The organism is Klebsiella sp. 10-1 (assembly GCF_009758445.1).
GTDB classification, from domain to species: Bacteria; Pseudomonadota; Gammaproteobacteria; order Enterobacterales; family Enterobacteriaceae; genus Klebsiella; species Klebsiella scottii.
Window position 1 is genome coordinate 1449345 of sequence record NZ_WQRE01000001.1, and the last position, 23697, is coordinate 1473041.

21 protein-coding genes are annotated in these 23697 nt (G+C 62.4%); 16 read left to right on the forward strand and 5 right to left on the reverse strand.

The annotated features are described in order from the left end of the window. Nucleotides 1-24 precede the first annotated feature (24 nt). Together GO007_RS06915 and GO007_RS06920 are read left to right on the forward strand one after the other, a co-directional pair. The gene (locus tag GO007_RS06915; protein ID WP_095097254.1) at nucleotides 25-915 is read left to right on the forward strand and encodes an oxidoreductase; all 891 of its coding nucleotides are present in this window, start codon (nucleotides 25-27) and stop codon (nucleotides 913-915) included. Between the two features lie 72 nt (nucleotides 916-987). Beyond that, nucleotides 988-1932, forward strand: coding sequence for a zinc-dependent alcohol dehydrogenase family protein (locus GO007_RS06920; RefSeq protein WP_095097257.1), 945 nt, complete (start codon nucleotides 988-990; stop codon nucleotides 1930-1932). A gap of 72 nt (nucleotides 1933-2004) precedes the next feature. Here the strand turns inward: GO007_RS06920 and tynA are convergent, their stop codons facing one another. Together tynA and paaZ are read right to left on the reverse strand one after the other, a co-directional pair. Beyond that, nucleotides 2005-4272, reverse strand: coding sequence for a primary-amine oxidase (gene tynA / locus GO007_RS06925; protein WP_095097260.1), 2268 nt, complete (start codon nucleotides 4270-4272; stop codon nucleotides 2005-2007). A gap of 188 nt (nucleotides 4273-4460) precedes the next feature. Beyond that, on the reverse strand, nucleotides 4461-6506 hold the full coding sequence (paaZ, locus tag GO007_RS06930) for a phenylacetic acid degradation bifunctional protein PaaZ (protein WP_095097262.1): 2046 nt from the start codon (nucleotides 6504-6506) through the stop codon (nucleotides 4461-4463). A 285-nt stretch (nucleotides 6507-6791) separates the two neighbouring features. On the opposite strand from paaZ, the gene paaA reads away from it, so the two are divergent. The 13 genes from paaA to paaY all read left to right on the forward strand — a co-directional run bounded on the left by paaA (nucleotide 6792) and on the right by paaY (nucleotide 17967). Then, entirely contained in the window at nucleotides 6792-7721 is a 930-nt protein-coding gene (paaA, locus tag GO007_RS06935) for a 1,2-phenylacetyl-CoA epoxidase subunit PaaA (RefSeq protein ID WP_095097265.1), read from the forward strand. 11 nt (nucleotides 7722-7732) lie between these two features. Next, nucleotides 7733-8020, forward strand: a complete 288-nt coding sequence (gene paaB, locus GO007_RS06940) for a 1,2-phenylacetyl-CoA epoxidase subunit PaaB (RefSeq protein WP_095097268.1) — start codon at nucleotides 7733-7735, stop codon at nucleotides 8018-8020. Nucleotides 8021-8027: 7 nt separating this feature from the next. Then, nucleotides 8028-8783 carry a 1,2-phenylacetyl-CoA epoxidase subunit PaaC gene (gene paaC / locus GO007_RS06945; protein WP_095097271.1) on the forward strand — a complete coding sequence of 252 codons (756 nt, stop codon included), beginning with the start codon at nucleotides 8028-8030 and terminating at the stop codon, nucleotides 8781-8783. Nucleotides 8784-8795: 12 nt separating this feature from the next. Beyond that, nucleotides 8796-9293 carry a 1,2-phenylacetyl-CoA epoxidase subunit PaaD gene (paaD, locus tag GO007_RS06950; RefSeq protein WP_095097274.1) on the forward strand — a complete coding sequence of 166 codons (498 nt, stop codon included), beginning with the start codon at nucleotides 8796-8798 and terminating at the stop codon, nucleotides 9291-9293. A gap of 7 nt (nucleotides 9294-9300) precedes the next feature. Next, entirely contained in the window at nucleotides 9301-10371 is a 1071-nt protein-coding gene (gene paaE / locus GO007_RS06955) for a 1,2-phenylacetyl-CoA epoxidase subunit PaaE (protein ID WP_095097277.1), read from the forward strand. Beyond that, complete coding sequence (gene paaF / locus GO007_RS06960; protein ID WP_095097280.1) at nucleotides 10368-11135, forward strand: 2,3-dehydroadipyl-CoA hydratase PaaF; 768 nt, start codon at nucleotides 10368-10370, stop codon at nucleotides 11133-11135. The genes paaE and paaF overlap by 4 nt, the downstream gene beginning before the upstream one ends. Before the next feature lie 2 nt (nucleotides 11136-11137). Then, on the forward strand, nucleotides 11138-11926 hold the full coding sequence (gene paaG, locus GO007_RS06965) for a 2-(1,2-epoxy-1,2-dihydrophenyl)acetyl-CoA isomerase PaaG (protein ID WP_095097283.1): 789 nt from the start codon (nucleotides 11138-11140) through the stop codon (nucleotides 11924-11926). Nucleotides 11927-11929: 3 nt separating this feature from the next. Then, nucleotides 11930-13357 (forward strand): 3-hydroxyacyl-CoA dehydrogenase, encoded by a 1428-nt coding sequence (locus tag GO007_RS06970; protein ID WP_095097286.1) that lies wholly within the window; start codon nucleotides 11930-11932, stop codon nucleotides 13355-13357. Continuing rightward, entirely contained in the window at nucleotides 13347-13769 is a 423-nt protein-coding gene (paaI, locus tag GO007_RS06975; RefSeq protein WP_095097288.1) for a hydroxyphenylacetyl-CoA thioesterase PaaI, read from the forward strand. Before GO007_RS06970 ends, paaI begins: the two co-directional genes overlap by 11 nt. Then, nucleotides 13769-14974 carry a 3-oxoadipyl-CoA thiolase gene (gene pcaF, locus GO007_RS06980; RefSeq protein ID WP_095097291.1) on the forward strand — a complete coding sequence of 402 codons (1206 nt, stop codon included), beginning with the start codon at nucleotides 13769-13771 and terminating at the stop codon, nucleotides 14972-14974. Before paaI ends, pcaF begins: the two co-directional genes overlap by 1 nt. Before the next feature lie 26 nt (nucleotides 14975-15000). Further along, entirely contained in the window at nucleotides 15001-16317 is a 1317-nt protein-coding gene (gene paaK / locus GO007_RS06985; protein ID WP_095097294.1) for a phenylacetate--CoA ligase PaaK, read from the forward strand. 117 nt (nucleotides 16318-16434) lie between these two features. Next, nucleotides 16435-17361 (forward strand): phenylacetic acid degradation operon negative regulatory protein PaaX, encoded by a 927-nt coding sequence (gene paaX / locus GO007_RS06990; protein ID WP_189339828.1) that lies wholly within the window; start codon nucleotides 16435-16437, stop codon nucleotides 17359-17361. A gap of 9 nt (nucleotides 17362-17370) precedes the next feature. After that, nucleotides 17371-17967, forward strand: a complete 597-nt coding sequence (gene paaY, locus GO007_RS06995) for a phenylacetic acid degradation protein PaaY (RefSeq protein ID WP_095097300.1) — start codon at nucleotides 17371-17373, stop codon at nucleotides 17965-17967. A 25-nt stretch (nucleotides 17968-17992) separates the two neighbouring features. Here paaY and nadS read toward each other — a convergent pair whose 3' ends face one another. The 3 genes from nadS to azoR all read right to left on the reverse strand — a co-directional run bounded on the left by nadS (nucleotide 17993) and on the right by azoR (nucleotide 19459). Then, nucleotides 17993-18277, reverse strand: a complete 285-nt coding sequence (gene nadS, locus GO007_RS07000; RefSeq protein WP_095097303.1) for a NadS family protein — start codon at nucleotides 18275-18277, stop codon at nucleotides 17993-17995. Between the two features lies 1 nt (nucleotide 18278). After that, nucleotides 18279-18611, reverse strand: coding sequence for a type II toxin-antitoxin system RelE/ParE family toxin (locus GO007_RS07005; protein ID WP_095097306.1), 333 nt, complete (start codon nucleotides 18609-18611; stop codon nucleotides 18279-18281). A 242-nt stretch (nucleotides 18612-18853) separates the two neighbouring features. Further along, complete coding sequence (gene azoR / locus GO007_RS07010; protein ID WP_095097309.1) at nucleotides 18854-19459, reverse strand: FMN-dependent NADH-azoreductase; 606 nt, start codon at nucleotides 19457-19459, stop codon at nucleotides 18854-18856. 258 nt (nucleotides 19460-19717) lie between these two features. Between azoR and hrpA the strand changes: the two genes are divergently transcribed. Further along, nucleotides 19718-23563: an ATP-dependent RNA helicase HrpA gene (gene hrpA / locus GO007_RS07015; RefSeq protein ID WP_255430877.1), complete on the forward strand. Its 3846-nt coding sequence runs from the start codon at nucleotides 19718-19720 to the stop codon at nucleotides 23561-23563. Nucleotides 23564-23697 lie beyond the last annotated feature (134 nt).

Consider the following 23697-nt stretch of genomic DNA (forward strand, 5'->3'; position numbering starts at 1 on the left):
AATACCCATCAGGAGGCGATAGTCATGTCGAAGCAACCTGCAGTTGCGCTTATTGGCCCCGGCGCCATCGGTACCACCATCGCGGCTGCGCTGCATGAGGTCGGCCGTACGCCGGTGGTTTGCGGGCGTACCGCTCATCAGCAGCTATCGCTGCGTTTCGACGGCGGACAGATTAGCGTGCCCGGACCGGTGCTGACCGATCCTGCGGCTATTGCGCGCCCGTTCGATCTGGTTTTCGTTGCGGTAAAGGCGACGCAGATTGACGGTATTGCCGCATGGCTGACGGCGCTGTGCGATAAAAATACGCTGGTATGCGTGCTGCAAAACGGCGTTGAACAGCAGGAGCAGTTTGCCGCCAGGGTTGCGGGGGCCGCGGTGCTGCCTGCCGTGGTGTGGTTTCCGGCGCTGCGGGAAGCTGACGCCTCCGTGTGGCTGCGCGCGGCCCCGAGGCTGACGCTACCCGACACCGCGCAGGCCAGGCTGGTGCAGGAAGCGCTGCGCGGGACCCGCTGCGCCGTGGATCTGGCCGCTGATTTCACCACCGTGGCGTGGCGCAAGCTGCTGCAGAACGCCGTCGCCGGCCTGATGGTGCTGGCGGGGCGTCGCGCCGGCATGTTTGCCCGGGAGGATATTACCGGCGTGGCCTTAGCCTATCTGCGCGAATGCCTGAGCGTTGCGCGCGCCGAGGGCGCACTATTAAGCGATAGCGTGCCGCAGGAGATCGTTGAGGTCTTTCACCGCGCGCCGGCCGATCTGAGTACCTCCATCCTGATCGACCGCGAGGCCGGGCTGCCGCTGGAGTGGGATATCCGCAACGGCGTGGTGCAGCGACGCGGGCGCCAGCACGGCATCCCGACGCCGCTGAGCGATCTTATCGTACCGCTGCTGGCCGCCGCCAGCGACGGGCCGGGCTGAGGGACACAATGACCGCAGGAATTCGAGGCGCAGACTCTGCTATTATCCTGCTTTTATTGTGCCGTGCGGAATATGCTCAACCACGCCATCTGCTACCATCGTTACGGGCCGCCTGAGCGCGTGCTGACCCTGCAAACGCAGCCTCTGCCGGCGCTGGCGGTGGGGAAAGTACGCGTGCAAATGCGCTATGCGCCGCTTAATCCTTCCGATCTCATCCCCGTCACTGGCGCCTACCGCCACCGCACGACGCTTCCCGCCGTTGCCGGCTATGAAGGGGTGGGCGTGGTGGTCGCAGCATCGCCGGACTCGGGCGCTGCGCCCGGCCAGCGCGTGCTGCCGCTGCGCGGCGAAGGAACCTGGCAGAGCTATCTGGATATCGCCGGGGAGTGGCTGGTGCCGGTGCCGGACGGGATTGACGACAGGCTCGCCGCGCGGGGCTATATCAATCCCCTGACCGCGCTGCTGATGCTCAGACGCTGGCCGGTGGCGGGGAAGAATATCGTGCTGACCGCCGCCGCCTCATCCTGCGCCAGCCTGCTGGGCCAGTGGGCGCTGCGGATGGGCGCGCGTTCGGTGTGCGGGGTGATTCGTTCCGCGCAGCATCGCGCCGGGCTGGAGCGGCAGGGGGTTTATCCGCTGATGACGACGGATCGCGGCATGCTCGGTCAGGTGCTCCAGCAGACCGATCTGCTGTTTGATGCGGTGGGCGGCGAGTCGTCCAGCGAGATGCTGGCTATGTTGCCGGCATCTTCGACGCTGATCTCCTACGGCCTGCTTTCCGGCGCGCCGCTGATGCAATCGCGCGACGGCGCGCGGGTGAGTAAATTTCATCTGCGCGAGGCGCTGCCGGCGTCAGGCGTCGATGAGTGGCGGGCGGCGTTTAGCGACATCTGGCGGCTGTTGCCTCAGACCATCATGCCCGCGGCGCAGGTGCTGCCTTTTCAGCGCTGGCAGGAAGCCATCGTCGCCAGCCGCCGGCAGGGAAGAGAGAGCAAAATCCTGCTCGATTTCAGTTAGCCCCGGAAGGCTCTCTCCGGGTTGCCGTAGATATAGATAACGCCGCCGGAGTCCTCTCCGGCGGCGCTGCGGTTACTTCTTCTTCTCGCCGAGAGTCGGGGTTTCGTCGAAGAAGTTCCACGGCTTCAGCAGCGCGTGGGCCCATTCGGTAGGCATAATCGGCCACTCTTCGGCGCGCGCCACGTGGGTGGTGCCGGTGGTTATCCACACCACGTCATCATGGTTGTCCAGCGACTCGTTATCTTTCGCGTACTGACCAAGGCCGGTATCGTGAATCGAACGGTTAGGATACTTGCCTTCCGGGTAGCGCTCTTCCTGATGATAGCGGGTGACCCACAGCTGCTTATCCATAAAGCTCAGACGATGATAAATCCACTCATCGGGGGCAAACTTGGCGCCGGTCGCCACCGGATGCGTCCCGCCGGCGTAAGGGATTATCTGGTACGACACCGGGTTGCCCATCCGGTTTTCTTTCGTGGTGTTGCTCAGCAGGCGGATCGTGCCCGGATCAAATTTCTGCGCCGCTTTCTGTTCCGTATCGATGGCGTACTGGTTAATCTGCATGGTGCTGGTCCGCGGGCCGCCGGCGGTATTCGGCTTCACTTCCGGGTCCATCGCCACCAGGCTGTTATTCTCGCCGTCGACGTCGAGATCCAGGCGGAAGTTGTAGATATGCTGATGGGTGGTGCCGACGATATTATGGTCGATCAACGTCCCGTAGCGGGTATCCTCCTTGGCGCTCGGATCGTGCATGGTCTTCGCCAGTACGCCCTTCACGGCTTCAATCCCGGTGGCTCCCGCATCGATGCCGATGGTGCCGTTCTCGTGGAATACCCAGTCAAAGATGTAGTCATAGTTGCCGACGGTGCTGATCCAACGAACCACCAGCTCGCGGCGCTCGGTGCTGACGTTGGGCTGACCCATCTCCTGATGCTTATATTCAGGCCCGGCATAGCGTTCGAAGATCGCCACGGCGCGTGGGATGGTGGTTGGTGCGCCGGTATAGTCGGCGATGGTTTCATCCAGCAGCACCGAGTTGGCCGGGGCGTCTTTGCCGCGCACGATAGGCGAGGTTAGGGTGCCCATACCGTAATCACCGGAGTCGAGATAGGCCTTAAAGTACCAGCCCACGTCCGGATCGCCGTACGGGACAATCATCCCGCCGAGGGAGCCTTCGTACATCACCTGGCGCTTTTTACCGTTGTCGTTATAGGTCACAGTGGACAAAATCGGCCCGACGCGCGAGTTCAGCCGCAGGTGGAAATCCCAGTTCTGCCAGTGGATCATGTCGCCGGTAATGGTGTAGTTTTTGCCCTCCGGCTCGGTGATATCCAGCGGCTTGACCGCCGGCTTCACGCGGTCGCGGCCGTCGTAAGGGCGGGACTCCATCGGCACCGGGATCACCGGACCTTCCTCAATCTTGATGATTTTCTTCTGCTCAAGGTCGACCACCGCCACCAGGTTCTCAATCGGGTGCGCCCAGTAGTTGCCGTCGCCGGTATCCAGATAGCTCACCACCTTCAGCAGTCGCGCGTCCTGTTTCAGGCCATCTTTGCCGTCAAAGTAGCCGACGGTCAGCGGAGTGGTAATCACCTTTTTGGTGTCGGTGATGCCGTGCTTTTTCAGCACCGCGGCAAACTCATCGCTGGCGTTGATGATGTTTTGCACGCTGGCGAAGTCGTCGAGCAGCACCATGCCGTGGGCGTCTTTAATCGCTTTCCACGAGAGGATTTTCTTGTTCTGTAAATCGACCACGCTCTCGATAACGTGCTTACCGTCGAGCATCACCACGTCGGCGGTGCGCGGGGCGTCCACGGCGGTGCCGTTCAGGGCGAAAGCCCACACCGCCGCTTTATCCGGCTCGTGCAGGGAGATTTCGGTGAAGCGCGTATTCGGCTTGAACTCCGGCGCCGCTTTGACGATGGTGACCGCTTCGCTGATTTCCGCCGAGGTTAAGGAGTTGAGCGGGTGGGGGCGTTTTTCAACCTGGAAGGTTTGATCGAGGCCGGACTGGAACACGTCGTTGATAAAGGTCTCGGAAACCCACGCTTTCCCCTCTTTCATCACTACCGGAACCTGCAGGTTAAGCGGCTTGCCGTTGACGATGGCCGTTTTGGCGCCGGGTTTCACTTTGACATAGGCGCCGTCTTTGATCAGCGTAAACATTTGGGCATAGTCGTCCCACTGCACGTCGGCGCCAAACTCCTGCAGCGTCTTGTCCATCGGAACCATATGCGCTTCGCTACCGTGCGCCAGTACCGGCGTCTGCCAGGCGCAAAACAGGGCGACAGCCAGGGCCAAAGCCGTTTTACGCGGGGAAAGAATCGAGCCGTTTGCCATTGTGACCTCGTCTTATTGTTGTGTTGTGCCTTGCCGCTGCGAAAGTCGGCTTCAGTAGCACTAAGCTATCAGCGCCGGGCCATCAGGCGTTTGTTTGCTCTTGCCAGGTTGTTTGTCAGATTTGCCAGTTATGCCCCGGGCAGGGCGTAGCGGCCATGTTCCGGGGCGATGGAGCGGTTGATTTGCCGTCAGGCCGGGAAATCGCCGAGCTGGCGGGCAACGAGGGTCAGAATGGAGTAGAGCGCCACCGGCTGCTGGTGCTGGTTAAAAATCTCAACCGCCCACTCGACGACGCCGGTGGCTTGCTCTTCCGCCGTACGCTGGCGCTTGACCGTTTTGCGCTTGCAGGTCAGGCGCACCTGGATGGTGTCTCCCGGCTTCACCGGCTCGATAAAGCGCAGGTTTTCCATGCCGTAGTTGGCGATAACCGGCCCGACGCCGGCGTCGACGAACAGCCCGGCGGCCGCGGAGATCAGGAAATAACCGTGCACCACGCGCTCGCCGAAAATCGACTCGGCGGCGGCAATCTTATCCATGTGGGCGTAGAAGTGGTCGCCGCTCAGGCAGGCAAAATTGACGATATCCGCCTCGGTCAGCGTGCGGCGCGGCGTCAGCAGGCTGTCACCGGGCTGGATCTCTTCGAAATATTTGCGGAACGGATGGATGCGGTCCTCAGCCACCTGCGCGCCGCGAACCCACTGTCTGGAGATGGCGGCCAGCATGGTCGGGCTGCCCTGAATCGCCGTGCGCTGCATATAGTGCTTCACCGAGCGCAGGCCGCCGAGCTCCTCGCCGCCTCCCGCCCGGCCCGGCCCGCCGTGAACCAGCTGCGGTAGCGGAGAGCCGTGGCCGGTGGACTCGGCGGACGACTCTTCGTTGAGGATCTGAATACGGCCGTGGCAGCGGGCGGCGGCGAGAATAAATTCTCGCGCCAGCTCGCCGCTGGCGGTGACCAGCGTCGCCACCAGGCTACCTTCGCCCGCCCGGGCGAGGGCCAGGGCGTGCTCGCGGTTTTGGTACGGCATCAGGGTTGCTACCGGGCCGAAGGCTTCGATGGCGTGCACCGCCGGGGTTTCATCCGGCTGCGGGCAGAACAGCAGCGCCGGCGGGAAAAAGGCCCCGGCGGCGCTGAGATCCGCCCGGCCGCCGAGGAGGATTTCGCAGCCGGCCGCAATCAGCTTATTGACGTTCTCCTGCACGTCCCGACGCTGCTCGCCGTTCACCAGTGCCCCCATCTTGACGCCTTCCTGCGCCGGATCGCCAACCACCACCTTCTGCAGGCGAGCGATCAGCGCCTCGCTCACCGCGTTGATCTGCGCCTGCGGCACGATGATCCGGCGGATAGCGGTACATTTCTGCCCGGCTTTGGCGGTCATTTCGCGCACCACTTCGCGAATAAACAGCGCGAACTCCGGCTGCTCCGGGGTGATGTCGTCGCCCAGCACGCAGCAGTTCAGCGAGTCGGCCTCCATGGTGAAGGGGATGGATTTCGCCACCAGGTTCGGGTGCACGCGCAACTGCTGGCCGGTAGCGGCGGAGCCGGTGAAGGTCACCACGTCCTGGCTGTCGAGATGGTCGAGCAGATCCCCCGCGCCGCCGCAAATCAGGCTGATGGCGCCTTCCGGCACCAGGCCGCTGTCAGCGATAGATTTCACCATCGCCTGGGTCAACTGAGCGGTGGCGGTGGCCGGTTTGACGATCGCCGGCATCCCGGCCAGCCACGTGGGCGCCAGCTTTTCCAGCATCCCCCAGCAGGGGAAGTTAAAGGCGTTGATGTGTACCGCCACGCCGGACTTTGAGGTCAGCACGTGGCGGGCGGCGAAGCCTCCCTGTTTTGATAGCGGAATCAGCTCATCTTCCGGCCACAGGTTATCGTCCGGCAGCTCCCGGCTGCCCAGCCCGGCGTAGGTAAACAACGTGCCGATGCCGCCTTCGATATCGACCCAGCTGTCGGCGCGGGTCGCCCCGGTTTGTGCCGAAATGGCGTAAAAGTCGGCCTTATGATCCAGCAGGTGTTTGGCCACCGCCTTGAGCATCGCGCTGCGCTCAATAAAGGTCATAGCCTGCAGCGCTTTGCCGCCGCGCTCGATGGCAAAGCGGCGCGCCTGCGCCATATCCAGCCCTTCGCTGGTGACGTCCCACAGCGCCTCGCCGCTGATGGCGTGGTGAATAGTACGGGTGCGGCCCCGGCCGGTCTGCCAGGCGCCGGATAAGTAGCTGGCTAACTGCTGCATCGCGAATCTCCAGATGTGTTACGTGAAATATCTATAAATAGTTATTTTATGAATCATTAAATGCAAGCCTATATTTAATAATTTATTAACATTGTGATCGATGATGCCGTAAGGGTGGGCTGTATGTTGCTGTATTTACGCTGGTTACGGAATGTTTTGCGGCGATCGTCACAAAAAGAACAAACAAAATTTGTGGTTTTATTTAACCTGAGTGTAACTTTTATAAAACAAAGTGATTCATAAAAACTGATTTGTTGAATTTATAGGAATCATAAAGGTGATGACGTGACAGAACAACAACGCTTTGACCAGCGCATCGCGCAGGATACGGCCATCGAACCGCAGGACTGGATGCCCGATGCCTATCGCCAGACGCTGATCCGCCAGATTGGCCAGCACGCGCACTCCGAAATCGTCGGCATGCTGCCGGAAGGGAACTGGATCACCCGTGCGCCGACCCTGCGCCGCAAGGCGATCCTGCTGGCAAAAGTGCAGGATGAGGCCGGCCACGGCCTCTATTTATACAGCGCGGCGGAAACCCTCGGCTGCGCCCGGGAAGATCTCTATCAGAAGATGCTCGACGGGCGGATGAAGTACTCCTCCATTTTTAACTACCCCACGCTGAGCTGGGCGGATATCGGCGTGATCGGCTGGCTGGTGGACGGCGCCGCCATCGTCAACCAGGTCGCCCTGTGCCGCACCTCCTACGGCCCCTATGCCAGGGCGATGGTCAAAATCTGCAAAGAGGAGAGCTTCCATCAGCGCCAGGGATTTGAAGCCTGCATGGTGCTGGCCCAGGGCAGCGATGAGCAGCGGCAGATGCTGCAGGACGCGATCGACCGCTTCTGGTGGCCGGCGCTGATGATGTTTGGCCCCAGCGATGACAGCTCGCCCAACAGCGCGCGCAGCATGGCGTGGAAGATCAAGCTGCACTCCAACGACGAGCTGCGCCAGCGCTTTATCGACAACACCGTGCCGCAGGTGGCGATCCTCGGCATGCGAGTACCGGACCCCGATTTGCAGTTTGACGAAGCCAGCGGACATTACCGCTTCGGCGAAATCGACTGGCAGGAGCTTCACGAGGTGATCAGCGGCCGCGGGATCTGCAACCACGAACGGCTGGCCGCCAGGCGTAAAGCCTGGGAAGAGGGGGCGTGGGTGCGGGAAGCCGCGCTGGCCCATGCGCAAAAACAACACTCCCGCGACGCGGCGTAAGGAGAAGCATGATGAGCAACGTTTACTGGCCGTTATATGAAGTTTTTGTCCGCAGCAAACAGGGACTCTCGCATCGCCACGTGGGGAGCCTGCACGCCGCCGACGACCAGATGGCGCTGGAAAACGCCCGCGACGTCTATACCCGCCGCAGCGAAGGCTGTTCGCTGTGGGTGGTGAAGGCCAGCGAAATTATCGCTTCGCAGCCGGAAGATCGCGGCGAATTCTTTGACCCGGCGGAGAGCAAAATCTACCGCCATCCCACCTTCTACAGCGTGCCGGACGGCATGGAACATATGTGAGGCAGCGATGAATAACCTGAATCCCGTTGCAACCTATGCCCTGCGTCTGGGCGATAACGGCCTGGTGCTGGCCCAGCGTCTGGGGGCGTGGTGCGGCCACGCGCCGGAGCTGGAGATCGACCTGGCGCTGGCCAATATCGGCCTCGACCTGCTCGGCCAGGCGCGTAACTTTCTCAGCTACGCGGCGGAGCTGGCGGGGAGCGGGGACGAAGACACCCTGGCCTTTGGCCGCGACGAGCGTCAGTTTCACAACCTGCTGCTGGTGGAGCAGCCGAACGGCAGCTTCGCCGACACCATCGCCCGCCAGCTTTTTATCGACGCCTGGCACGTAGAGCTGTTCACCCGCCTGGCGGAGAGCCGCGATGCGCAGCTTGCCGCCATCGCCGCCAAGGGGCTGAAGGAGGTGCGCTATCACCTGCGTTTCAGCCGCGGCTGGCTCGAACGGCTGGGCAACGGCACGCCGCTCTCGGCGCAAAAAATGCAGCAGGCGGTTGAGGGCCTGTGGCGCTTTACCGGCGAACTGTTTATGGCCGACGCGCTGGAGCTGAGCCTGGTCGAGCAGGGGATTGCCGTCGACCCGCGCGAGCTTCAGGGGCCGTGGCAGAGCGCGGTGCATACCGCGCTGCTGGAGTCGGGTCTGCAGATCCCCGAGGAGGCGGCGTTTCGCAGCGGCGGCAAGCAGGGTTTGCACAGCGAACACCTCGGACCGATGCTCGCGGAGATGCAGTATCTGCAGCGCGCCTATCCCGGCCAGCGCTGGTAGCAGGAGGTGGCTATGCAACGACTGACCGCGATCGCCCCCGCCGACGTTCACGCTATCTGGGCCCTGCTCAGCGCGATCCCCGACCCGGAAGTGCCGGTGCTGACCATTACCGACCTCGGAATGGTGCGCAGCGTGGCGCCGCGCGGCGAGGGCTGGGTGATTGGCTTTACGCCGACCTACTCTGGCTGCCCGGCAACGGAGCACCTGCTGGGCGAGATCCGCGCGGCGATGGCCCGCCACGGCTACGCGCCGGTGCATATCGTCCTGCAGCTTGACCCGCCGTGGACCACCGACTGGATGAATCAGGCGGCCCGCGAGCGCCTGCGCCAGTACGGGATCAGCCCGCCGCAGGGGCACGCCTGCCATGCCGGTATGCCGCAGGAGGTGGTTTGCCCGCGCTGCGGCAGCCTCCACACCTCGCTGATTAGCGAATTCGGTTCTACTGCCTGCAAGGCGCTCTACCGCTGCGACAGCTGCCGTGAACCCTTTGATTACTTTAAATGTATTTGAGGTTGCCATGACGACGTTTCATTCGCTTACCGTCGCGAAAGTGGAGCCGGAAACCCGCGATGCGGTGACCATTACCTTTGCGATCCCCGACGCGCTGCAGACCGAGTACGCCTTCCGTCCCGGCCAGCACTTGACCGTGAAAGCCCGCCTCGGCGGGGAAGAGCTGCGGCGCTGCTACTCCATTTGCCGCAGCCGCTCCCCGGCCGAAATCAGCGTGGCGGTGAAGGCCATCGACGGCGGCCGCTTCTCACGCTATGCGCAGCACGATATCCACCAGGGTATGGCCCTGGAGGTGATGGTGCCGCAGGGCCATTTTGGCTACCAGCCGCAGGCCGAACGCCGCGGCGAATACCTGGCGATTGCCGCCGGTTCCGGCATTACGCCGATGATGGCGATTATCGGCGCCACGCTCGCCACCGAAACGCAGAGCCGCTTCACCCTGATTTACGGCAACCGCAGCAGCCACAGCATGATGTTTCGCCAGGCGCTGGCGGACCTGAAAGATCGCTACCCGCAGCGGCTGCAGGTGGTGCACCTGTTTAGCCAGGAGTCAATGGACAGCGACCTGCTGCAGGGGCGCATCGACGGCGCTAAGCTGCGTGCGCTCTCCGGCCGGCTGCTGGACTTCAGCCGCTTCGACGAGGCCTTTATCTGCGGCCCGGCGCTGATGATGGATGAAGCGGAAGCCGCGCTGGGGGAGCTCGGGATGGCGGCGCACAGCATTCATCTTGAACGCTTTAATACCCCGGGCAGCAGCGTTAAGCGCGCGACCGGCGTGCAGGCCGGGGGCCGAACCGTCACCATTCGCCAGGACGGCCGCGATCGGCTGGTGGCCCTCAGCGCGGAAGATGACAGCATTCTCGACGCGGCGCTGCGCCAGGGGGCGGATCTGCCGTTCGCCTGCAAAGGCGGCGTCTGCGCTACCTGCAAATGCAAGGTGCTGCGCGGGGAAGTGGCGATGGCGGCAAACTACAGCCTCGAAGCGGACGAGCTGGCGGCCGGCTACGTGCTCAGCTGCCAGGCGCTGCCGACCAGCGGCGACGTGGTGGTGGATTTTGACGCCCGGGGGATGGCATGAGCGAACTGCTGATTACCCGCCACGGGCGGGTGCTGCACCTGACTCTCAACCGCCCGCAGGCGCGCAATGCGCTCAATAATGCGCTGCTGACCCGGCTTGCCGAGGCGCTGGAAGCCGCGGCGGCCGACCCGGACATTAGCGTCTGCATGATTAGCGGCGGCCAGCGCGTGTTTGCCGCCGGCGCCGACCTTAACGAGATGGCGGAAAAAGATCTCCCGGCCACGTTCGATGATCTTCGCCCTCGCCTGTGGGCGCGAATTGACGCCTTCAGCAAGCCGCTGATTGCGGCCGTGAACGGCTACGCCCTCGGCGCGGGCTGCGAGCTGGCGCTGCTCTGCGACCTGGTGGTCGCGGGGGATAACGCCCGCTTCGGGGTGCCGGAAATCACCCTCGGCATGATGCCCGGCGCGGGCGGTACCCAGCGGCTGATCCGCTGCGTCGGCAAGGCGCTGGCCAGCCGCATGGTGCTGAGCGGCGAAACGATCGACGCCCGGCGGGCGCAGCAGGCCGGTCTGGTGAGCGATATCTATCCGCCGGCGTTAAGCGATGAGTATGCCCTCAAGCTGGCAGCGACCATTGCCCGCCACTCGCCGCTGGCGCTGCGGGCGGCGAAGCAGGCGCTGCGCCAGGCGCAGGAGGTGGGGCTGCAGGCCGGTCTCCAGCAGGAGCGTCAGCTGTTTACGCTGCTCAGCGCGACGGAAGATCGTCGCGAAGGCATCGACGCCTTTTTACAAAAACGTACCCCGCAATTTAAAGGACGCTAATCGTGGAAGCTTTTATTCTCAGCACCGTAGAACAGGGCGTGATGACGATTACCCTTAACCGTCCGGATCGCCTGAACAGCTTTAATGACGTGATGCATCAGCAGCTCGCCGAGTGCCTGACCCAGGCCGAACGCGACGACAGCGTGCGCTGCCTGCTGATTACCGGCGCCGGGCGCGGCTTTTGCGCTGGCCAGGATCTGAACGACCGCAACGTTGACCCCAGCGGCCCGGCGCCGGATCTGGGGCTGTCGGTGGAGCGCTTCTATAACCCGCTGGTGCGCCGCCTGGCGGCGCTGCCGAAGCCGGTGATTGCGGCGGTTAACGGCGTGGCGGCCGGGGCCGGGGCAACTCTGGCGCTGGGCTGCGACCTGGTGCTCGCCGCGCGATCCGCCAGCTTCGTAATGGCCTTCAGCAAGCTTGGGCTGGTGCCCGACTGCGGCGGCAGCTGGTTTCTGCCGCGGATCGCCGGACGCGCCAGGGCGATGGGGCTGGCGCTGCTGGGCGAGAAGCTCAGCGCCGAACAGGCCGCCCAGTGGGGGATGATCTGGCAGCTGGTGGAGGACGCCGAGCTGGCGGACACCAGCCTTCAGCTGGCCCGTCATCTGGCGACGCAGCCGACCTTCGGCCTCGGCCTGATTAAGCAAGCCCTGCTGGCTGCGGAAACCAACGGCCTTGATGCCCAGCTTGACCTGGAACGCGACTACCAGCGCCTGGCCGGACGCAGCGCCGACTACCGCGAAGGCGTGAGCGCTTTCCTCGCCAAACGTCCTCCACTGTTCAGCGGGAAATAGCCTATGAGCACAACACTGCATACCGTTGCCGTGATCGGCGGCGGCACTATGGGCTCAGGAATCGCGGAGGTCGCCGCCGGCGCCGGACATCAGGTGCTGCTCTACGATATCGCCGGCGATGCGCTAACCTGCGCGGTGGACGGTATTCGCCAGCGGCTGGCCTCGCGCGTCGCGCGCGGCAGGCTGACGGCAGAGCAGGCCGAGGCGCTGCTGGCCCGCATCGTGCCGACGACGGAACTGGCCGCGCTGGCGCCGGCGCAGCTGGTGATTGAAGCGGCTTCCGAACGTCCTGAGATCAAAAAAGCGCTGTTCAGCCAGCTGGCGGAGATCTGCTCGCCCTCCGCGCTGCTCACCAGCAACACCTCCTCGATTTCGATTACCGCGATTGCCGCCGGGGTGAAGCACCCGGAGCGCGTGGCCGGCCTGCACTTCTTTAACCCGGCGCCGGTGATGCGGCTGGTGGAAGTGGTCAGCGGCCTGGCCACCTCGCCGGAAGTGGTTGAACAGCTGTGCCGGTGCGTTAGCGCGTGGGGTAAGCAGCCGGTGCGCTGCCGCTCAACGCCGGGGTTTATCGTCAATCGCGTGGCGCGCCCGTTCTACGCCGAAGCCTGGCGGGCGCTGGAGGAGCAGGTGGCTCCCGCGCAGGTCATTGACGCCGCCCTGCGCGACGGCGGCGGTTTTCCGATGGGGCCGCTGGCGCTGACCGACTTGATCGGCCAGGACGTCAACTTCGCGGTGACCTGTTCGGTATTTAACGCCTTCTGGCAGGACCGGCGCTTCCTTCCCTCGCTGCAGCAGCAGGAGCTGGCGCTGGCCGGACGGCTGGGCAAAAAGAGCGGGCAGGGGGTATACCGCTGGCCGCTGGACGCCGAGGCGGATCTGAGCCTCAGCGCGGTGGCCGAATCGGCAGGCGCGCGGAAGGTGACGCGGAAAAGTGACAATGTCACCGAACTTGACGAGCTGCTGCTGATGGAGACCGAAGGCCAAACCGCCGAAGCCCTGAGCGCGCAGCACGGCCGTCCGGTGGTGGTCTATGACCACAGCGCCGGGGAGACGGTGGTGCTGGCGAGCGCGGAGTCTAATCCGCGCTCGGCCACCGATAAAGCGGTGCGCTATTTTCAGCAGCAGGGCAAAAAAGTGCTGCAGGTTGCCGACTATCCGGGGCTGCTGGTGTGGCGCACGGTGGCGATGCTGGTGAATGAAGCGCTGGATGCGGTGCAGAAAGGCGTGGCCGATCCGGCGGATATCGATACCGCGATGCGCCTGGGGGTGAACTACCCGCACGGCCCGCTGGCGTGGGGCGCCCGGCTGGGCTGGAACCGCGTACTGCGCCTGCTGGAAAACCTCCAGCAGCACTACGGCGAAGAGCGCTATCGCCCCTGTTCGCTACTGCGCCAGAAGGCGCTGCTGGAGATGCGCAATGAACGATAAGGCCTGGCGCAACGCGCGCGCAATGTATGAACACGATACCTGCGCCCAAACGCTGGGGATCGACATTATCGAGATGGACGAGGGCTACGCGCAGATGACCATGACCGTCGCGCCGAACATGCTTAACGGCCATCAAACCTGCCACGGCGGGCAGCTCTTTTCCCTCGCCGACACCGCCTTTGCCTACGCCTGCAACAGCCAGGGGCAGGCGGCGGTCGCCTCGGCGGCAAGCATCGATTTTCTGCGCCCGGCCTTCGCCGGCGACCGGCTGGTCGCCACCGCGCGGGTCAGGCAGCAGGGCAAACTGACCGGCGTCTACGACATCGAAATCGTTAACCAACAACAGAAAATTGTCGCCCTGTTTCGCGGTAAATCGCACCGCATCGGCGGCACAATCACAGGAGAAGTCTGATGCGTGACGCCTTTATTTGTGACGGAATTCGTACGCCGATCGGCCGCTACGGCGGGGCGCTCGCCAGCGTGCGGGCCGATGATTTAGCCGCTGTTCCGCTGCGCGAGCTGCTGAGCCGCAATCCGCGCCTCGATCCCGGCTGCATTGACGACGTGATTTTCGGCTGCGCCAACCAGGCCGGAGAAGATAACCGCAACGTGGCGCATATGGCGACGCTGCTGGCGGGCTATCTGCCGAGCGTCTCCGGCACCACTATCAACCGCCTGTGCGGCTCCGGGCTGGACGCGATCGGCTTTGCCGCCCGCGCCATTAAGGCCGGGGATGCCGACCTGATGATTGCCGGCGGCGTGGAGTCGATGTCGCGGGCGCCGTTTGTGATGGGCAAGGCCAGCGCGCCGTACCAGCGTCAGGCGGAGCTGTTTGATACCACCATCGGCTGGCGTTTTGTGAACCCGCTCATGCAGCAGCAATTCGGCACTGACAGCATGCCGGAAACGGCGGAGAATGTAGCCGAGTTGTTAAATATTAGCCGCGCCGATCAGGACGCGTTCGCCCTGCGCAGCCAGCGGCTGACGGCGAAAGCCCAGCGTGACGGCATCCTGGCGCAGGAGATCGTCCCGGTACAGATTATTGGCAGGAAGGGGGCGGTCAGCGTCGTTCGCGACGATGAGCATCCGCGGGCGGAAACCACCCTGGAGCAGCTTTCTCAGCTAAAAACCCCGTTCCGCAAGGGCGGCGTGGTCACCGCCGGCAACGCCTCCGGGGTCAACGACGGCGCCGCGGCGCTGATTATCGCCAGCGAACAGCAGGCCCTGGCCCAGGGGCTGACGCCGCGGGCGCGCATTGTGGCGATGGCTACCGCCGGGGTTGAACCACGGCTGATGGGGCTCGGGCCGGTACCCGCCGTGCGTAAGGTGCTGGAGCGCGCGGGGCTGAATATCAACGATATGGACGTTATTGAACTGAACGAAGCCTTCGCCGCCCAGGCGCTGGGCGTGCTCAGACAGCTGGGGGTGGCGGATGATGCCGCGCACGTTAACCCCAACGGCGGCGCCATCGCTTTAGGCCATCCGCTGGGAATGAGCGGCGCCCGGCTGGCGCTGAGCGCGAGCCTGGAGCTGCAGCGGCGCGGCGGGCGCTACGCCCTGTGTACGATGTGTATTGGCGTGGGTCAGGGCATTGCCATGATCCTCGAGCGAGTGTGAGCTAATTTACCTGCGAGTACCCTAAAATGATAACTAATACAAAATTAGATCCGATTGAAAACGCTTCTCGTGATGAATTACAGGCTCTGCAAACCCAGCGTCTGAAGTGGACGCTGAAACATGCTTACGACAACGTTCCGATGTACCGCCGCAAGTTTGACGCGGCGGGGGTGCATCCTGACGATTTCCACGAACTGAGCGACCTGAGCAAGTTCCCGTGCACCACCAAACAGGATCTGCGCGATAACTACCCGTTCGATACCTTTGCGGTGCCGATGGAGCAGATTGTGCGCATCCACGCCTCGTCCGGGACCACCGGCAAACCGACGGTGGTGGGCTACACGCAAAATGATATCGATACCTGGGCCAATATCGTCGCCCGCTCCCTGCGCGCCGCCGGCGGCACGGCAAAAGATAAAATCCACGTCGCCTACGGCTACGGCCTGTTTACCGGCGGCCTTGGCGCGCACTACGGCGCGGAGCGTCTGGGGGCCACGGTGATCCCGATGTCCGGCGGCCAGACGGAAAAACAGGCGCAGCTGATCCGCGATTTTCAGCCGGATATGATTATGGTCACGCCCTCGTACTGCCTGAACCTGATTGAAGAGCTCGAGCGGCAGATGGGCGGCGATGCCAGCCGCTGCTCGTTGCGGGTTGGCGTATTCGGCGCCGAGCCGTGGACGCTGGCGATGCGGGCGGAAATCGAGCGTCGTCTCGGGATCACCGCCCTGGATATCTACGGGCTTTCGGAAGTGATGGGGCCGGGGGTGGCGATGGAGTGTCTGGAAACCGCCGACGGCCCGACCATCTGGGAGGACCATTTCTATCCGGAAGTAGTCAACCCGCACGACGGCACGCCGCTGGCGGATGGCGAACACGGCGAGCTGCTGTTCACCACCCTGACCAAAGAGGCGCTGCCGGTGATCCGCTACCGTACCCGCGATCTGACCCGCCTGCTGCCGGGCACCGCGCGCAGCATGCGGCGGATGGATCGCATCAGCGGACGCAGCGACGACATGCTGATTATTCGCGGCGTCAACGTCTTCCCGTCGCAGCTGGAAGAGGAGATCCTCAAGGTGGAGCATCTGGCGCCGCACTACCAGCTGGAGGTAAATCGTCGCGGCCATCTTGATTCACTTTCGGTGCGCGTGGAGCTGAAGGAGAGCAGCCTGTCGCTGAGCCACGAGCAGCGCTGCCAGATCTGCCATCAGCTGCGCCACCGCATCAAGTCGATGGTCGGGATCTCCACCGATATCAGCATCGTCAACTGCGGCAGCATCCCGCGCTCGGAAGGGAAGGCCTGCCGGGTGTTCGACCTGCGCAAGGTCGCCGCCAACGGCTAGGTCAGCGCCTCCCGGCCCGGCCGGGCGATGAAATCCCCGGCGGGACGCAGCGCCCCTGCCGGGAGTTCCCTGTGCTATGATTCGTCATGGACTACTAACCGCAACGGAATGAATCATATGAGCAGGCTTGATAATTTTATTCAACAGGCGGTGACGGCGATGCCGATTAGCGGGACGTCGCTGATCGCCTCCCTGTACGGTGATTCCCTGCTGCAGCGCGGGGGCGAAGTGTGGCTCGGCAGCGTGGCGGCCCTGCTCGAAGGGCTGGGATTCGGCGAACGTTTTGTGCGGACGGCGCTGTTTCGCCTCAACAAAGAGGAGTGGCTGGACGTGGTGCGTATCGGCCGCCGCAGCTTCTATCGTCTGAGCGACAAGGGGCTGCGCCTGACCCGCCGCGCGGAGCACAAAATTTATCGCGCCGCCGCGCCGGAGTGGGACGGCACCTGGCTGCTGCTGCTCTCCGAGGGGCTGGAAAAAAACACCCTCGCGGAGGTGAAAAAGCAGCTTCTGTGGCAGGGTTTTGGCGCACTTGCGCCGAGCCTGCTCGCCTCGCCGGCGCAGAAGCTGGCGGACGTGCAGTCGCTGCTGCATGAAGCGGGGGTGGCGGAAAACGTCATCTGCTTTGAAGCGCACTCTCCGCTGGCGCTCTCCCGGGCGGCGCTGCGCGCGCGCGTCGAGGAGTGCTGGCACCTGACCGAACAAAACGCGATGTACGAAACCTTTATTTCGCTGTTTCGCCCGCTGCTGCCGCTGCTGCGCGACGTCGATAGCGCGGAGCTGACCGCAGAGCGCTGCTTCCAGATCCAGCTGCTGCTAATCCATTTTTATCGTCGGGTGGTGCTAAAAGATCCGCTGCTGCCGGAGGAGCTGCTGCCGGCGCACTGGCTGGGGCAGACCGCGCGCCAGCTGTGCATCAATATTTATCAACGCGTCGCGCCCGGCGCGCTGGCCTTCGTCAGCGAGAACGGGGAGAGCTCGGTCGGCGAACTGCCGGCGCCGGGGCCGCTCTATTTTCAACGTTTTGGCGGCCTGACCGCCGCTTAAGGAGAGCCGATGCCGATTTATCAGATAGACGGTATGACCCCGGTGGTACCGGATGAAAGCTACGTTCACCCCACGGCGGTGCTGATTGGCGACGTGATCCTCGGTAAAGGCGTCTACGTCGGCCCTAACGCCAGCCTGCGCGGTGATTTCGGGCGCATCGTGGTGAAAGATGGCGCCAACATTCAGGATAACTGCGTGATGCACGGCTTTCCCGGCCAGGATACGGTGGTCGAAGAGGACGGGCATATCGGCCACGGGGCGATCCTTCACGGCTGCGTTATCGGCCGCAACGCGCTGGTCGGGATGAGCGCGGTGATTATCGACGGCGCAACGATTGGCGAAAACAGCATCGTCGGCGCCTCGGCGTTCGTTAAGGCTAAAGCCGAGATGCCGGCCAACCATCTGATCGTCGGCAGCCCGGCGAAGGCCATTCGCACCCTGAGTGAGCAGGAGATCGCGTGGAAAAAGCAGGGGACGCGGGAGTATCAGGCGCTGGTCGGGCGCTGCCAGCAAACGCTGCATCAGGTGGAGCCGCTGAAAGAGGTGGAGCCGCAGAGAAAGCGGCTGGAGTTTGATGAAAGCCTGCGGCCGAAATCATCATCCTGAACCAGAGCCCTCTGGCTTCGAGGGCCTAGTATTTAGCCAGCTCGCGAAAGAGTGCCGGGTTCGCCTGAATCGCCGCCAGCACTTTTGCCGCAAGCCCCGTTGGGTTACGTCGTCTGGATTCCCAGCTTTTAATGGTATCCACGCTGGTTCCCAGCGCTTGCGCCATTTCCGTCTGGGAAACGTTCAGCTGCGCTCGAATAGCTTTTACGTCAGCGATCTCATAGCGAGTCACGCGGGCTGGGGCTTTATCGCCATTTTTGATATCAACGGCTTCTTTGAGGGACGTTTGAAGCTCATCAAAAAAACTCATGTCACACCTCATTTTTCAGTAGTTTAGCTAGTTTTTTGAGCTGCGCTTTTTCAGCATCGGTCAGATTATCTTTGGTGCTTTTCGGGTACGCCAAAACCAGATAGATAATCTCAGCGGTGGCGAGGAAATAAATCACCCTTGCGCTGCCGCTTTTCCCCTGAACGCCGGTCGCCATCCTGATTTTCCGTAGTCCACCCGTATTCTGGATGATATCCCCGGCATCCGGATTGCCAATGAGTTCTTTCTGCAGCGCCCGAAGCTCATCGTCAGTAGCAAGCTGTTTTATCTGCCGGGTAAACAGCGGCGTTTCGATAAATTCAATCGCACAGCACATGAGTACGCTCCTTGTTAAGGTACCATGTACACCTGGGCGTGTACATGGTACCTATCGCTGATTTTTCGACATTTTGTCAGGTCAGGCCTGGAGATCGGAGACAGCTGGCCGCAAGCCGTGAGCGCTATCGTATACGTTGGGGGATTTACAGGCAGAATTGGCTGCTGATTTTAGGAGGCGTCTCGTAAGGTGGGGGACGGGGAGAAGAAACTCCCACCGGGCGGTGGGAGTGGCAATCTAAATTACGCTGCAACCACGCTATCGATGGCCGCTTTCGCGTCGTTCTGCGCTTTGGCAGCCACTTCCGGACCGTAAGCGATACCTTCAGCGAAGACGAAGTTCACGTCGGTGATGCCGATGAAGCCGAGGAAGGTCGACAGGTACGGAGTCACCAGGTCAGTCGGGGTATCTTTATGGATGCCGCCGCGGCTGGTCACAACGACAGCGCGTTTACCGGTAACCAGACCTTCCGGCCCTTTCTCGGTGTAACGGAAGGTGACGCCGGCGCGTGCCACCAGGTCGAAGTAGTTTTTCAGCTGAGTCGGGATGTTGAAGTTGTACATCGGCGCGGCGATAACAATCACGTCATTCGCCTGCAGCTCAGCGATCAGCTCGTCGGACAGCGCCAGCGCTTCCTGCTGACGCGGAGTCAGCGGCGCATCGCTCGGACGCAGAGCACCAACCAGTTCGCCATCCAGTACAGGGATCGGGTTTGCTGCCAGGTCACGCACGGTGATCGCGTCTTCAGCGTGCTTTTCACGCCATTGTTCAACAAAATAGTCGGACAGCTGACCGGATTGCGAGTACCCTGCCAGAATACTGGATTTCAGAACTAATACTTTGCTCATGGGTGTTTCCTTATATGAGATTGACGGGTCGATGCCCTGGTGCTTGCTGACACTTTATTCACAATCATGCCACAGAGAAAGCGCAATAAATCGAACTCTGTGTTCAGTTTTTTTGAACAAGGCACGAAATGCACAGCTGTGGTAATCTACAGCAATACTTCAAAAGAGATTTTTCCTGGCAGAGCACTGCCCGATAACGCTATGACAGAACAACAAATTTTCACCTTCCCCCAGATCTTCCAGCAGCTTGACGGCCTGATGCTGCGCGACAGGTCTCGCTTTTCCCGCCGTCTGCACGGCGTGAAGAAGGTTAAAAATCCTGAATCCCAGCAGGCTATTCTGCGGGAGATGGCGCAGGAGATTGCGGCGGCGGCAGGGAGAGTCCTGCTGCGCGAAGCGGCGCGGCCGGCGATTACCTACCCGGAAAACCTGCCGGTAAGCCAGAAAAAACAAGAGATTCTCGAAGCCGTGCGCGATCACCAGGTGGTGATTGTGGCGGGGGAGACCGGTTCCGGTAAAACCACCCAACTGCCGAAAATCTGTATGGAGCTGGGGCGCGGGGTGAAAGGCCTCATTGGCCACACTCAGCCGCGTCGTCTGGCGGCGCGTACCGTGGCGAACCGCATCGCCGAGGAGCTGCAAAGCGAACCTGGCGGCTGCATCGGTTATAAGGTGCGCTTTAGCGACCACGTCGGCGACAACACGATGGTCAAGCTGATGACCGACGGTATCCTGCTGGCGGAAATCCAGCAGGACCGCCTGCTGATGCAGTACGACACCATCATTATCGATGAGGCCCACGAACGCAGCCTCAATATAGACTTCCTGCTTGGCTACCTGCGGGAGCTGCTGCCGAAGCGTCCGGATCTGAAAATCATCATCACCTCGGCGACCATCGATCCGGAACGCTTCTCGCGCCACTTTAACCATGCGCCGATTATCGAAGTCTCCGGCCGCACCTATCCGGTCGAGGTTCGCTACCGGCCGATCGTTGAAGAGGCCGATGACACCGAGCGCGATCAGCTGCAGGCGATTTTCGACGCCGTCGAAGAGCTGGGGCATGAAAGTCCCGGCGATATTCTGATCTTTATGAGCGGAGAGCGGGAAATTCGCGATACCGCCGATGCGCTCAACAAGCTCAACCTGCGGCATACCGAAGTGCTGCCGCTCTATGCCCGGCTGTCGAACAGCGAGCAGAACCGCGTCTTCCAGTCCCACAGCGGGCGGCGCATCGTGCTGGCGACCAACGTCGCGGAAACCTCGCTGACGGTGCCGGGAATTAAGTACGTTATTGACCCGGGCACCGCGCGCATCAGCCGCTACAGCTTCCGCACCAAGGTGCAGCGCCTGCCGATTGAGCCCGTTTCCCAGGCCTCCGCTAACCAGCGTAAAGGCCGCTGCGGCCGCGTATCGGAAGGGATCTGTATTCGTCTCTATTCCGAAGATGATTTTCTGTCGCGCCCGGAGTTTACCGACCCGGAAATCCTGCGCACCAACCTGGCATCGGTTATTCTGCAGATGACCGCCCTGGGGCTGGGGGATATCGCCGCCTTCCCGTTCGTTGAGGCGCCGGACAAGCGTAACATCCAGGACGGCGTGCGCCTGCTGGAAGAGCTCGGGGCGATTACCACCGACGAGCAGATGACCGCCTATAAGCTGACGCCGATGGGCCGCCAGCTCAGCCAGCTGCCGGTTGACCCGCGGCTGGCGCGGATGGTGCTGGAAGCGCAAAAGCACGGCTGCGTGCGCGAGGCGATGATCATCACCTCGGCGCTGTCGATTCAGGACCCGCGCGAACGTCCGATGGACAAGCAGCAGGCCTCCGATGAGAAGCACCGCCGTTTCCACGATAAAGAGTCGGATTTTCTCGCTTTCGTCAACTTATGGAACTACCTCGGCGAGCAGCAGAAAGCGCTGTCATCGAACCAGTTCCGCCGCCAGTGCCGCGTCGATTTTCTTAACTACCTCCGGGTGCGCGAGTGGCAGGACATCTACACCCAGCTGCGCCAGGTGGTGAAAGAGCTGGGCCTGCCGGTAAATAGCGAGCCGGCGGAGTACCGCGAAATTCACACCGCGCTGCTGACCGGGCTGCTGTCGCATATCGGCATGAAGGATACCGACAAGCAGGAATTTACCGGCGCGCGTAACGCCCGCTTCTCGATCTTCCCGGGCTCCGGGCTGTTTAAGAAGCCGCCGAAGTGGACCATGGTTGCCGAGCTGGTGGAAACCAGCCGCCTGTGGGGGCGCATCGCCGCGCGCATCGACCCGGAATGGGTGGAGCCGGTGGCGCAGCATCTGATTAAGCGCTCATACAGCGAACCGCACTGGGAGAGGGCGCAGGGGGCGGTGATGGCGACGGAGAAAGTAACCGTCTACGGCCTGCCGATCGTCGCCGCCCGCAAGGTGAACTACAGCCAGATTGACCCGGCGCTGTGCCGCGAGCTGTTTATCCGCCACGCGCTGGTGGAGGGCGACTGGCAGACCCGGCACGCCTTCTTCCGCGACAACCTCAAGCTGCGCACGGAAATCGAAGAGCTGGAGCACAAATCGCGCCGCCGCGACATCCTGGTCGACGACGAAACGATGTTTGAGTTTTACGATCGGCGCATCGGCCATGACGTCATCTCGGCGCGCCACTTCGACAACTGGTGGAAGCAGGCCAGCCGCGAGACTCCGGATCTGCTCAACTTTGAAAAGAGCATGCTGATTAAAGAGGGTGCGGAGCAGGTCAGCAAGCTGGACTACCCGAACTTCTGGCACCAGGGCAACCTCAAGCTGCGTCTGACCTATCAGTTCGAACCGGGCGCCGACGCCGATGGGGTGACGGTGCATATTCCGCTGCCGCTGCTCAACCAGGTGGACGAGGCCGGCTTCGAATGGCAAATCCCCGGCCTGCGTCGGGAACTGATTATCGCCCTGATTAAATCGCTGCCGAAACCGGTGCGGCGCAACTTCGTGCCGGCGCCGAACTATGCCGAAGCCTTTTTAGGCCGCGCGACGCCGCTGGAGCTACCGCTGCTGGATTCGCTGGAGCGCGAGCTGCGGCGGATGAGCGGCGTGACCATCGACCGCGAGGCCTGGCAGTGGGATCAGGTGCCCGATCACCTGAAAATCACCTTCCGGGTGGTGGATGATAAGAACAAGAAGCTCGCCGAAGGCCGTTCGCTGCAGGAGTTAAAGGATGCGCTGAAGGGGAAAGTGCAGGAGACGCTCTCCGCGGTGGCCGATGACGGTATCGAGCAGAGCGGGCTGCATATCTGGAGCTTCGGCACCCTGGCGGAAAGCTATGAACAAAAGCGCGGCAACTATCGGGTTAAGGCCTGGCCGGCGCTGGTGGACGAACGTGACAGCGTCGCGATTAAGCTGTTCGACAATCCGCTCGAACAGCAGCAGGCGATGTGGCGCGGTCTTCGCCGGCTGCTGCTGCTGAACATTCCGTCGCCTGTCAAATATCTGCACGAGAAGCTGCCGAACAAGGCCAAGCTGGGGCTCTATTTTAACCCCTACGGCAAGGTGCTGGATCTGATTGACGACTGCATCTCCTGCGGCGTCGATAAGCTTATCGACGAGGCCGGCGGGCCGGTTTGGACCGAAGAGGGCTTTACGCAGCTGCACGACAAGGTGCGCGCCGAGCTCAACGATACGGTGGTGGAGATTGCCAAACAGGTTGAGCAGATCCTGACCGCGGTGTTCAACGTCAACAAGCGCCTGAAAGGGCGCGTGGATATGAGCATGGCGCTGGGGCTGTCGGATATCAAAGGGCAGATGAGCGGCCTGGTTTATCGCGGCTTCGTCACCGGCAACGGCTTCCGCCGGCTGGGCGATACCCTGCGCTATCTGCAGGCGATTGAAAAGCGGCTGGAGAAGATGGCGGTCGATCCGCACCGCGATCGCGCGCAGATGCTGAAGGTTGAGAGCATTCAGCAGGCGTGGCAGCAGTGGCTGAATAAGCTGCCGCCAGCCCGCCGTGACGACGAGGACGTGCAGGAGATCCGCTGGATGATCGAGGAGCTGCGCGTCAGCTTCTTCGCCCAGCAGCTGGGTACCCCGTACCCCATTTCCGATAAGCGGATCCTGCAGGCGATGGAGCAGATAGTCGCCTGATGGTCGTTTTAGGGCAGGGTGAAGGCGTGTTTTCTTAGCTTGCTCTGTGAAGTGTTCGGTGGAATGTTCCGTTCACCATTGGTCCCGCATACTTCTGTTTACTGCGGCATAGGTGAACGGCACAGGGCCGGTTT